Here is a 12,959-nt window from a genome sequence, read left to right as displayed (position 1 = left end):
ATGTGAGAAGTATTGATTGTAATACCACGCTCACGCTCTTCAGGAGCATTATCGATTTGTGCGAAATCTTTAACTTCACCACCGTGTACTTTAGTTAATACTGCAGAGATAGCAGCTGTTAAAGTAGTTTTACCGTGATCAACGTGTCCGATAGTACCAACGTTTACATGCGGTTTTAAACGTTCAAATTTTGCTTTAGCCATTATGTAATGCCTCTGAGATAAATTAACAAAAATAAAATAAATTTAGTGAGATAGAAATCTTAAGGAATGGTGCTGATAGGCAGATTCGAACTGCCGACCTCACCCTTACCAAGGGTGCGCTCTACCAACTGAGCCATATCAGCAATCACTTAAAGATGGAGCGGACGGCGAGAATCGAACTCGCAGCTTTAGCTTGGAAGGCTAAGGTATTACCACTATACGACGTCCGCTTTTCTATCTTCATTATTGCAAAGTGGTGGAGGGAGGTGGATTCGAACCACCGAAGGCTGAGCCGTCAGATTTACAATCTGATCCCTTTGGCCACTCGGGAACCCCTCCAATACTTTTACAACAATTTTATTAATGGTGCCGACTGCCGGAGTCGAACTGGCGACCTACTGATTACAAGTCAGTTGCTCTACCAACTGAGCTAAGTCGGCACTACATTAAGTGGTGCGAATTCTAGTGGAATGTTTTCTCCCTTGCAAGCGTAAAAACAAAAAAAAACCATGTTTTTAACCATTTGATGTTTTTTTAATCGCCTAACGTTAAATGTTGCCACAAACTGGCGATATAATTTGCCATAAGCGAATTAGAATCGTTGCATGCCGATAAAGACTAGCTCATCAATAATGTAATGTTGCCTGTTTAATAAAGCCGCTATTTTTTTAGCGTTACCGCCAGTAAGTAATACTTTATCTAATGAGACTTGTTTATTAGCTTGCTTGATACCTTGTTCAATAAAACCAAGTGTTGCTGCCCAGCAAGCATTATTGACACCGTCAGAGGTACTTTTACCAAAAGAAATGTTGGCCTGATGTTCTTGAGTTGCCAGCACTTTTGTAGTATTTGATAAAAGACTATTAAATAATATATCAATACCTGGCAAAATCCACCCACCTAAATGTATGCCCTGACTATCGAGTAAGTCTATGGTTGTCGCTGTTCCCGCGTCAATAATAAGGACATTCTCATCTGGGTACAAAATATTAGCCGCCAGTAACGTCAACCATCGATCAATACCTAACGTTGTCGGTTGTTGATAGCTTGAAGTAACGCCAAAGCATTTGCTTTCACTGTTTACTATGTGCAGTTCAATATTATGCTGCTGAGCATAGGCTATAAAGACCTCTATAATATAAGCTTCGCTAACACTCGCAACGACGATAGATACCACTGATTCAGTGATACTTGATAGCCACTTTTCATTAATGGTTTCATTTCTTTCACTTTGAATTATTGATAATTCACCTTGCTGCTCAAAAGTGTATTTGGTGCGAGTATTGCCAATATCAACTAATAACCTCATGTGTCAGCCCTCAAGCTAACTTCACCACCATAAATAGGACTAATTTGGCCATCAACTTCTAACAATAAAGCTCCTTGGTTATTAATGCCTCGACAAATACCTTTCTTTTCACGCGTGCCGGTGATTAACCTTATCGGTTTATTGATATAATAATCTTGTTTGACCCACTCCTTGGCCATAGACAACAACCCTTCATGTTGATGCTGCTGAAGCCTTAATGAGAGTTTAGAAATTAACGTTGCAGCTAAAACATTTCGGTCAATCGTATTAACCGCGTTATTTTCATGCTCGGTGGTACTTTGAATCATAGCTGTTTGCAAATCTGTCCAAGGTTGATCGACTTGTTCTGCACTTTTTTGGGGCATATTAATATTTAAACCAATACCAATAACACAGTGACACGGTTCAAGAGCTTGCCCATCCAAATCAATAAGGATACCAGCCAGCTTAACCCCGCCAAAATAAATGTCATTGGGCCACTTTAACTGCACATCAATTTGATAAAGTTCTTTTACTGCATCGCTAACCGCTAGAGCCGACACGACACTTAATCCCATAGCTGCCGCCATACCTTGCTCTAAATACCAATACATCGACATATATATATGTGAACCAAAAGGTGAGATCCACTTACGCCCGCGTCGACCCCGCCCTGCATCTTGATATTCAGCTAAACAGACTTGCAAATTATGATTTTGATTGGGTAAACGACGCAATAAATAACTATTGGTTGAGTCGATAATATTATGCACTTCGACTTTGTTTTTATGACCCAATGCACTTAACTTGTATTGAATTTCTTTTTCATCTAATAGTGTTAACGGTTCAGATAATTTATAGCCTTTGCCGGTAACACTATAAATATCAAGCCCCATTTCAATTAGCGAGGCGATATGATTAGATATTGCTGCGCGACTCACCCCTAGCTGCTCACCTAACCATTGCCCAGAAACAAATTGTCCATCGGCTAAATATTGTATTAATTGCTCTCGTATTGCTTTGGCCATGATCAGTTTATAGCTCCTAAGGTAACTTCGCCCTGCTCACCGAGCATTCTTACTTCTGGTTGCAGCATAATGGCAAATAAGGCTAATACGGTTTGCTGTACATGTAGGGCTAAATTTTTGATATCTGCCCCGCAGGCCGAATCAATATTGGTTAGCACTAGCGCTTGCTTATTATGCACAGCTGCACCGTTGAGTTGATAACCTTTAAGCCCTGCTCTTTCAATTAACCAACCTGCTGCTAGCTTAACAGTGCCATTATCTTGTTGATAAGCGGCAATTTCTGGATGGTTATTTTTTAATAATAAAAATTGCTCAGCGCTGACCACAGGGTTTTTAAAGAAGCTGCCAGCGTTTGGGATAACCTTGGGATCAGGTAACTTAGCATTTCGTATGGCAATCACGGTATCCATAATAACCCTAGCATGACTATTTTTGGGCAAGGTATTTAATCCTTGGTAATTCAGCTTAGGCTGCCAGTTTTTTGGAAAACGTAAAGTAATATCTGTGATGATACCTTTATTTTTTAAAGCATTTTTAAAAATACTATCGCGATAGTCAAATTGACATTGTGCCTGAGTTAAGTGCTGTGATTTATTTTTAGCAAAATCAAACCAAGTTACACTTTCAATAAAATCAGCAATTTCAACGCCATAAGCACCAATATTTTGTACTGGAGCAGCGCCAACACTGCCAGGAATAAGCGCTAAGTTTTCTAGACCGTTAATGCCTTCATCAATACAAAAGCATACCAAGTCGTGCCAATTTTCACCGCAAGCGGCATTGACCTGATAATATTCTTCGGTTTCATTCACATGAATCCCTAAAAACTCAGGCTTAATAATTACCGGTGTTACACCCTCGACAAAAAGCGTATTACTGCCCGCGCCTAAAATATAAAAAGGTTCGCTAGTCACCGCTGCTAATAATTGCAGATCTTGTTCACTATTTGGATAATAAATAATGGGTGTCGTTGCATAGACTGCAAAACTGTTATTTTTTTGTAGGGAAAATTGTTGGCGTGATTTCATATTATAAGCAGAAGTACTTGCTGGTAAAAACTTACTCTTATTCTACCGCAGTTTTCAATAAGCGGAAGAGGTTAATATTGAGAAAAAGATTAACCCTGTTTGCGTACCGGTAGTTTAACAATATTATTAGCGCGTTCGTTGTAATACTTGTTTTGGTATTTATCAGTATCAATGCTTTGGCTGTGGTTGATTATGATGCCTTCAAATATTGGCTGCATTGACTATCGACTACTGACTACTGATAAAAAGAAGAACACTAACCTTGCTTGCGTACCGGTAGTTTAACAATATTATTAGCGCGTTCGTTGTAATACTTATTTTGGTATTTATCAGTATCAATGCTTTGGCTGTGGTTGATTATGATGCCTTCAAATATTGGCTGCATTGACTATCGACTATTGATAAAAAGAAGAACACTAACCTTGCTTACGTACCGGTAATTTAACAATGTTTATTAACCTTGTTTGCGTACCGGTAGTTTAACAATGTTATTAGCACGTTCGTTGTAATACTTGTTTTGGTATTTATCAGCATCAATGCTTTGGCTATGGTTGATTATGATGCCTTCAATGGGTGCATTGACTTGCTTTAGCATACGTAAACCTGTGGTAATTTGCTCTCGTTTCGTTTTTTCACCATGAACAACATACAAAACCGTTTCAACTAATTTAGAAATAATAGCCGCATCACTCACAGCATTTACCGGTGGTGTCTCAATAATAATTCGGTCATAAAAATTACCAAAAACTTTAATGAGCATATTAAGGCGCTTCATTGATAAAAAAACTAGCGGATTAGCCGGAGAAATACCCGAGGTTAAAATATCTAACTTTAAGTTTTTATCGCGGATAATACATTCATTAATTTGATGTGTTTTCGCTAATAGATTTGATAATCCTGGGCGATGTGGACTTAAATTCATATTTTTTGCTACGGTCGGATGTCGCATATCCGCTTCAATGAGCAAAACCTTTTCCATTTCACTAAACGAGCGGGCTAAATGTAGTGCTATAGTCGACTTCCCTTCATTTGGCACCGAGGATGTTATCGCAATCACTTTAGCTGGCTTACTTTCGCCATTAAACAATAAAGAGGTTCTTAACGTGCGCACCGCTTCGGTAAAGCGATTATCTGTGTAATAGGGATCACTCTTTTTTTCAGCACTTGGCGCTTGAAACTTTGGTAAAATAGCGAGAACAGGTGCTTCGGTAAAGCTATCAAGTTTTCGACGTGAATTTAACGTATCCATTGATATCTCACGCATAATGATAATTATGGCAATAATCGCAAACGATAGCATAAAACTCATAATCACTATGAGGGCTTTTTTCGGGGCGAATCTATCCGTGGGTATAATCGCTTTATCAATAAAACGCACGTAAAAGTTTGCTTTATAATTACCCATAGCGTCAGTCTCTTTTAAACGGACTAAATAGTTATTATAAAGTTCTTTATTGGTATCAACTTCGCGTTGCAATTGTGAAAATTTATTTTGTAAACGGCTCAAGCGTAAGTAATCTACTTTCGCAATTGCCAAACGATTATTCGTTGCTTTAACTTTTTCAGAAGAGTTTAGGTAATCTTTTTCAATAGATATTACAATTTCATCAACGAGCTGTACGATGCCTTTTTGTAATGACTCTAGCTCTGCTTGTACCGCTATACGTTTGGGGTGCTTGGGCCCGTAACGCTTGGAAAGCTCAAATATCTTACGTGCTGCTTTTTCATCGGCACGCCTTAATTGTACAAGATCACTTTGCTGACTGATTTCCTGAAGTTCCAGAAGTTGCGCGGTATTTTTTCGACGCTTTTGCATACTTTGGTAAGTTACTTCTAAATCATCTTTGATTTTTTCAGCTCGTATTGCTGAAGAAGTTAACTCGGTTAACTCAGAGCTAACTAGGCCAGCAATCCCTAAAATATCAACAATACCTTCCGCTTCACGGTATTCTTGTAGTGCTTGCTCTGATGTTTCAAGCTTTTTCTCTAACTCTTCAAGTTGGTCAACAAGCCACTGCGACGTTGACTCCTTTGACGCGCTATGGATTTCATCTTGGTATTGAAGATAAGTGAGACCGATTTGATTAGCGACTTTTTGTGCTAATTGAGGTGAGTGAGCAGCAAAACTTATTTTAACAAGTTCGGTGCTCGCTATCGGAGCGATAGTTAAACGACTTTCAAAGATTGAGATTAAGCTACTGACCGTTGGTCTACTAGTCCGCTTTCCTATGTCAGCGAAGAAGCTTATTTTGTCATTGTATTTACCACTATTAAATTCCTGATGTTCAACCAAATTTAAACTAATAATAACGCGCTCAGCAAATTTTCGAGACTTTAATAATTCGTACTGGGTTTTAACTTGCTCTTTACTGGCGCTAGATTCATTAAAGGCGTCATTAATCGATAAAGTATTAGCGGGTTTATTACTGCCTATTTGTAAAATAGCCGTGGCTTTAAAGGAAGGCTTGAGCAACGAAACATAAAAAGAAACCATCAGTGAAACGAGTAAAGTAAAGAAAACAATCTGCCAACGTCGAGACCAAAGCGGTCTTAAGACCTCTTTTAAATCTATCTCTTGGTTTGGGGCATTAAAATTTACGCTTTGATTATCGTTTAACATTACTGCTCATTATTATTTGCAAAACCACATATAAATACGGCTAATAAAATCTGTCGAAAATCCTTTTTCAGTTTTTATAATTATTTTTATTGTTATTGTTATGTTTATTTTAGAAAAAACTTTGTTCTATTTTTATAATATCATCAGGGTGGATCTCAGTAGCAATATTCCCCTCCAACGTCACTTTAACACCTTTGACTAGTCGTGTGATTTTCCAATCAGAAGTCGACGCTCTATTAGATAATCCTCCAGCGATTGCAATGGCTTTATCTAAGGTCAAATAATCTTGATAAGGGTAACCTCCTGGTCGTGTAACTTGTCCGTGGATAAAAAACGGCCGATAAATAGACACAGAAACAGAGACTTGTGGGTCAACAATATAATCTCCTAGTAAGCCTTTTCTTATCGTGGTTTCAAGTTTCTTAGTTGATAAACCTATTACTTGTATATCAGCTAAAAACGGAAAAGATATAAAACCCGATTTATCAATTTTCACATCAGTTGTTAAATCGTCTTCACCGTAAACAACAATATGTATTTTATCGCCAGGGCCCAGTAAATAATCACTTGCCTCACAAAAAAAGCTGCAGAACACTAAAATTAGTGACAAAACATAGTAACGCATATTTTTTATCCAATACTAAATATTAACATTAAAGCCTAACGATAAGCTATTGCCCTGGTTGTTTAGCCTATCATCACTTGCTGTTAGTTCTTTAAAAGTAAAACCTGCAAATACAGTCAGCCAATCATTACGTTGATAATTCAACCTAACCTCTGAGTATAAATAATCTTCATTAATCGTTTGCTCAAGGTAAACGACCTTTTCTTGTCTATACCCAACAACCGCAGATGTCTGAAAATAATCAGTCAGTTGATGAGTAAGTTGTAAATTAGTACTGTCAACAACTCGATAGCTATCGACAATTCTGTTGGTTGTTTCATAATTTCGTTGGGTGTTTATATTCATTTGCATAAAATTCGTTGGCTGCCAATTAATATCAACTCGCCATTTAAAGCGAGTATCGCTGGCAAATAATGTTTCTTCAAAAGTTAATCTTTGATAACCAATTAATGCTTGCAGTTGAGTTATAGCCGTCGATTGCCACTTCATACCGACTAATACCGCATATATGTCTTTATTTAACGGGCTATTATTTTGAAAGTTTGATTGGGTATAAGCTAAATCTGCAGCGAAATATGTCTTTCCTGACAGTAAATAATCAAAACTAGCCGCAACACTTTGATCAACACGGTCAAGTGCCTTATTTTCGGCTCGTCTTGTTTTATAGCGAAAGTCTTCTTGACCGATTGAAAGTTTTAATTTCGCCACTGAATCAATTTGGCCATATAAGTAACCTATATTAGCGGCAAGCGATTTTTTATCATCTCCGCTTGTTTTTGATTCTGCATTGCCTAAAGATAGGCCAGTACCGCGATATTCATAACTTTCCTGTAACTTAATATCTGCAAACAGTGTTTTGTTATGATCAAGCTTAAAGAAATAGCTTGGCTTAAATAATAAATTATTATGATCGTCTTCACTAAAGTGACTAAATTGGTAATGACTGACCTTTGTCGCTAATTGTATTAAATGTCGTGATAACTGTGTTTGAATAAAGACGGACGGTTCAATTTTTATGTAGCCGGTACTTTCTTCATCACTTCCTTGATTAAGAAAGTTACTTATTTGACCATATTCAGATAACAGCGTTGCTGTAAATTGATCACCACTTTCTAGCGCGAAGTCAGTTTCTGCTTTGAGTGCAAAAGAAGTCAGCAAAGTCATTGCAAAAGCAATGAGAAGAATGACTAAAAGTCTAAATATGACCATTGAAAAGTATAAACCTTACAAACAAATAATGAGCGCGGCACACAATATGCCCTAAAAGTAACGAATATGAAACATTACTGTTACATAAGTGCACGATTATTGTATATAAATGCTTTTATATTTACTTTGTTGCATAAATAAACAAACTCAAATATTTAAAGCCCACCTTAAAAACAAAAAAGCCGCTTTTAAAAGCGGCATTTATTTTCATAAATAAACGTTGAATTGATAACAGCGAGACCTATTCACTAAATATGTTTGATGTATACCTTAGATTTTCGTTGGAAGTTATACAGCTGTTTTTTACCTTCAGGTAAATCTTCCATTGAACTCTCGATAAAACCTTGTTCTCTAAACCAATGACCACTGACCGTTGTTAAGACAAATAATGAGGTTAAATGTTGATCAAAAGCCTTTACTTCTAAGGCATTCATTAAGCGCTCACCTCGATTTCCATTGCGATAATCAGGATGAATCGCCACACAGGCTATTTCTCCTGAACTTGCTTCGGGATAAGGATACAAAGCAGCACAAGCAATAATAACATCTTCCTTTTTAAGTACCGTAAAGCGATCAATTTCAACTTCAAGTAGTTCTCTTGAGCGCTTCACCAGAATACCTTCCTCTTCTAAGGGGGCAATCAGTTCTAAAATGCCACCGACATCATCGATGCTAGCGGTACAAACTTCTTCTTTATGATCTTTAGCAATTAAAGTACCGGCACCATCGCGGGTAAATAACTCTTGTAGTAAAGCACTATCACTTTGGTAGCTCACGCAGTGACAACGCTCTATACCATTTTCTCCACTCTCGATTATCGCTCTTAATAATAATTGGCGAACATGACAATCTTTATCATCCAATAACGTTTTTACTCGCCGTACACTACAGCTACGAATAAGCTCACCCGACTCATCAATTAAACCATCCTCTTGAGTAAAGGTAATTAATTTATCCGCTTTAAGGGCGAGTGCTGTTTTAGTCGCGACATCTTCAAGTGCTAAGTTAAACACTTCACCGGTAGAAGAGTAGCCAATCGGCGATAATACCACTATCGAGCCATAATCAAGCTGGGTATGAATACCGACCGCATCGATTCGTCTTACGCTACCGGTATATTTATAATCGACGCCATCACGGACCCCTATCGGTTTAGCAATGACAAAATTCCCGGTGCTAACACGAATTCGCGAACCATGCATAGGCGAGTTAACTAAGCCCATAGTGAGTAAAGCTTCGATATGTAAGCGCAATGAACCCGTCGCATCTTTTACTGCAACCAAAGTTTCAGCGTCGGTTACTCTAATATTATTTTCAATATGGCGAGTAATGTTACGCTGATCCATACGCTCTTCTATCTGTGGCCTAGCGCCATGAACTAAGACTAACTTAACACCCAAGCTACGCAACAAAGCAATATCATGAATAATATTGGCAAAATTTGGGTGAAGCACGGCTTCGCCACCAAACATAAGCACCACTGTTTTTCCACGGTGCGCATTAATATAGGGCGCAGCATTTCTAAACCATTTAACATAATTTTGTTCGTTATTATTGATGCTATCCATTTTCTAAGTTGTAACTACCTATTTGTTTATCCCAAACGCTAGCGTTTAGGATCTTAGCTAAAGTAAATACCTTGCCTAAATCAGTTAAAATGACGACTGAAATTATGCCTGTTGAGGCTGACTAAGTATGTATTCCATGGCGACTTCATCAGCAGGGTCTTTATGTGGGCTGGGTTCGCTATCTTCAATAATATTATCGGCTAGTGAACTTTTATCAATTAAGTTAAAACCAAGCTGCTGAAAATATTTTGGAATATAAGTTAAAACAATAATTTGCTCTAATTCCATTTGATAGGCAAATTCTAACAAATACTGAATAAGTGCTTTGCCTTGACCTTGCTGTTGGGCATCATCTTGTAAAACAACTGAGCGTATTTCAGCTAAACCTGTTTGATAGATATAAAGTGATGCGCTGCCAACAACCTTACCGTCAAGCTCGGCAACAACAAAATTCTGAATATCATGAATAATATTGTCACGTGACCGTGGCAGTATTTCCCCTTTATCGGCCCAAAAGTTGGTCAGTTGATAAATACTATCAACATCAGACATTCTCGCTCGACGAACAGACATAGCGGCAGCACGTTGCGCATTTAAACGCTGTTTTACTTGCTTTAATGCCCTTTGAATTCTTTGTTTGCCTGGCGCACCAACAACTTGCTCATTTAAGATAGCTTCATTGCCAGACTGAGTAGTCGCCAGTGCTTTTTCAACTTGTGAACGAGAAGTACCGCCGAGTGCTTCACGCTTATTAAGTGTCGATTCAATAGAAAGATGCTGATAAACATCTTGCTCAATTCTATCGCTGAATTCTTGTAGTTGGCTTATCGTTAAATCTTCTAAAGGTACACCTTTGTCAATAGCAGCTAATACGACTTCACCAACAATATGATGTGCTTCACGAAACGGAATATCTTTACCGACTAAATAGTCAGCAAGTTCAGTGGCATTCGCATAGCCTTGTTGGGCCGCGGCTAATGTCCGTGAGCGATTTACTTTCAGACCATCAGCAACGAGTACTGCCATTTCCATACATTCTTGCCACGTATCAAGCGCATCAAATAAACCTTCTTTGTCTTCTTGCATATCTTTATTGTAAGCAAGTGCCAACGCTTTCATTGTGGTTAACATCCCCGTTAAGGCGCCAAAAACACGACCTGACTTACCGCGGATTAATTCACAGGCATCAGGGTTTTTCTTTTGTGGCATTAATGATGAACCAGAACTGACCAAATCACTCATTTCAACAAAGCCAGCTTCACCTGAATTGTAGAAAATTAAATCTTCGGCGAAACGTGATAAATGCATCATTGAAATACTGGCTGAAGCCAACAATTCAATGACATGATCGCGGTCAGAAACAGCATCAAGACTGTTCATGGTGGCCGTTCTGAAACCTAAGCGACTTGCCAGTGCATTTCTATCAATAGGATAAGCGGTACCGGCTAAAGCGCCTGAGCCCAGTGGCGAAACATCTAAACGATAAAGCGCATCTTTTAAACGGCCAATATCACGGTTAAACATTTCTACATACGCTAAACACCAATGGCCAAAAGTTATTGGCTGCGCTCTTTGTAAATGGGTATAGCCTGGTAGTACCGTATCTTTTTCACGTTCCGCTAAATTCATCATCGCTTGTTGTAAATTGACAAGAGCAAACAGTAAATCGCCGCCCTTTTCTTTACACCATAGCTTTAAATCAGTCGCGACTTGGTCATTACGGCTGCGCCCTGTATGAAGCTTTTTACCTAAGTCACCCGTTTTTTCAATTAGCTGGATCTCTACCCAACTATGAATATCTTCCGCATCAGACAACAATATTTGTTGCGGATTTTCTTCTACCGACGCTTTTAATTCTTGCAATGCTGCCGTTAAGCGAACCAGTTCATCTTCATTTATAACGCCTACTTCATGAATAGCTTGCGCCCAGGCTATTGAACCAACAATGTCTTGCACTGCCATGCGGTAATCTACCGGCAATGAGTCATTGAACTTCTTAAATTGTAAACTCGCCTTTTCTTTAAAACGTCCACCCCATAAAGCCATGATTATTTTTCCTTATGCTTTAGCACAGTATCTTTTTGAGAAAGTGCGGTGATCCTACTCGATAAGCTAAATAAACGAATAAATCCTTCGGCGTGTTTTTGGTCATAAACATCGTCAGCACCAAAAGTAGCAAATGCTTCAGAATACAAACTATTTGGCGAACGACGTTGTATGACTTGTGCCATGCCTTTATACAATTTAACAACGACATCACCCGTTAGTTTTTCAGCAAATGAGGCAGCAGAAGCCAATTGAGCTTTAGCAAGCGGGGTAAACCAGCGACCATCATAAATAACATGTGAAAATTCAAGACCAATAGATTCGCGATATTTAAGTGACTCTTTGTCGAGAATAAGTGACTCTAAACCTTTATAAGCCGCCATCAAAATAGTACCGCCTGGCGTTTCATAACAACCACGAGACTTCATACCAACCAAGCGGTTTTCGACAATATCGATTCTACCAACACCGTGGGCAGCTCCTTTAGCATTTAAGTACATTAACGCTTGATAAGCACCGGCACTGTTTTCCTGGCCATTACCAGAGAAGTCTATTCCATCAATAGCAACAAGCTCACCGTCAGCAAAACTTAATTGTACTTTTTCAGGCTCATCAGGCGCATCCATAGGATCAACTGTCATGGTCCATACTTCTTTTGATGGCTCACACCAAGGGTCTTCTAACTCACCACCTTCATGAGAAATATGCCAAGCATTAGCATCACGACTGTAGATTTTAGTTAATGAAGCCGCACAAGGAATGTTACGTTCGGCAAGATAATCTAGTAAGTCTTCACGCGAAACCATGTCCCACTCACGCCATGGGGCGATAACAGTAAGCTCTGGCGCTAGTGCAGCAAAACAAGACTCAAAACGAACTTGGTCGTTGCCTTTACCCGTACAACCATGACACACGGCATCAGCACCCACTTTAAGAGCGATTTCTATGTGCGCTTTAGCAATAATAGGTCGTGCCATTGACGTACCTAATAAATATTGACCTTCGTATACCGCACCGGTTTTTAAAATGGGGTACACATACTCTTTTATGTATTCTTCTTTAAGATCAACCACGTAACATTCAGATGCCCCTGAAGCAATCGCTTTCTCTTTAACACCTTCAAGCTCTTCATCACCTTGGCCAACATCAGCACAAAACGCGATAACCTCACAGCCTTGATAATTTTCTTTTAACCATGGAATAATCGCTGAGGTATCTAATCCACCAGAATATGCTAATACTACTTTTTTGATTTGTTTTTTTGCTAAAGCCATTGTCTTATTCCTAACTAATCTTGATAAATTGTCATGCTGAATATAAATCAGCTGCTGACCTAATAATTTC

Annotated in this window: 10 protein-coding genes and 4 tRNA genes; all 14 read right to left on the bottom strand. The window is 38.6% G+C overall.

Going from position 1 to position 12,959, the window contains the following annotated elements; translation table 11 throughout:
- On the bottom strand, positions 1-203 hold a 203-nt coding region (locus H4J62_RS14645), incomplete at its 3' end, for a GTP-binding protein (RefSeq protein WP_259364653.1).
- Positions 204-270: 67 nt separating this feature from the next.
- Positions 271-346, bottom strand: a tRNA-Thr gene (locus H4J62_RS14640).
- 13 nt (positions 347-359) lie between these two features.
- A tRNA-Gly gene (locus H4J62_RS14635) sits at positions 360-433 on the bottom strand.
- A 24-nt stretch (positions 434-457) separates the two neighbouring features.
- Positions 458-542, bottom strand: a tRNA-Tyr gene (locus tag H4J62_RS14630).
- 25 nt (positions 543-567) lie between these two features.
- Positions 568-643, bottom strand: a tRNA-Thr gene (locus H4J62_RS14625).
- 152 nt (positions 644-795) lie between these two features.
- Positions 796-1,512, bottom strand: coding sequence for a type III pantothenate kinase (locus tag H4J62_RS14620; protein ID WP_182216812.1), 717 nt, complete (start codon positions 1,510-1,512; stop codon positions 796-798).
- Complete coding sequence (birA, locus tag H4J62_RS14615; RefSeq protein ID WP_182216810.1) at positions 1,509-2,519, bottom strand: bifunctional biotin--[acetyl-CoA-carboxylase] ligase/biotin operon repressor BirA; 1,011 nt, start codon at positions 2,517-2,519, stop codon at positions 1,509-1,511. Before birA ends, H4J62_RS14620 begins: the two co-directional genes overlap by 4 nt.
- Before the next feature lie 2 nt (positions 2,520-2,521).
- Positions 2,522-3,547, bottom strand: a complete 1,026-nt coding sequence (murB, locus tag H4J62_RS14610; RefSeq protein ID WP_182216808.1) for a UDP-N-acetylmuramate dehydrogenase — start codon at positions 3,545-3,547, stop codon at positions 2,522-2,524.
- Positions 3,548-4,001: 454 nt separating this feature from the next.
- Entirely contained in the window at positions 4,002-6,167 is a 2,166-nt protein-coding gene (locus H4J62_RS14605; protein WP_182216806.1) for a polysaccharide biosynthesis tyrosine autokinase, read from the bottom strand.
- Positions 6,168-6,276: 109 nt separating this feature from the next.
- The gene (locus H4J62_RS14600) at positions 6,277-6,792 is read right to left on the bottom strand and encodes a polysaccharide biosynthesis/export family protein (protein WP_182216804.1); all 516 of its coding nucleotides are present in this window, start codon (positions 6,790-6,792) and stop codon (positions 6,277-6,279) included.
- A 15-nt stretch (positions 6,793-6,807) separates the two neighbouring features.
- A complete protein-coding gene (locus tag H4J62_RS14595) occupies positions 6,808-8,001 on the bottom strand; it encodes an outer membrane beta-barrel protein (protein WP_182216802.1) in 1,194 nt (397 codons plus the stop codon).
- A 248-nt stretch (positions 8,002-8,249) separates the two neighbouring features.
- On the bottom strand, positions 8,250-9,569 hold the full coding sequence (argA, locus tag H4J62_RS14590; RefSeq protein ID WP_182216800.1) for an amino-acid N-acetyltransferase: 1,320 nt from the start codon (positions 9,567-9,569) through the stop codon (positions 8,250-8,252).
- Positions 9,570-9,671: 102 nt separating this feature from the next.
- Positions 9,672-11,615, bottom strand: coding sequence for an argininosuccinate lyase (gene argH, locus H4J62_RS14585; RefSeq protein WP_182170403.1), 1,944 nt, complete (start codon positions 11,613-11,615; stop codon positions 9,672-9,674).
- A gap of 2 nt (positions 11,616-11,617) precedes the next feature.
- Positions 11,618-12,889, bottom strand: coding sequence for an argininosuccinate synthase (locus H4J62_RS14580; RefSeq protein ID WP_182216798.1), 1,272 nt, complete (start codon positions 12,887-12,889; stop codon positions 11,618-11,620).
- Positions 12,890-12,959 lie beyond the last annotated feature (70 nt).

Source organism: Colwellia sp. BRX8-5, from assembly GCF_014077325.1.
Classification (GTDB): domain Bacteria; phylum Pseudomonadota; class Gammaproteobacteria; order Enterobacterales; family Alteromonadaceae; genus Colwellia_A.
This window is presented reverse-complemented; position numbering and strand designations above follow the sequence as displayed.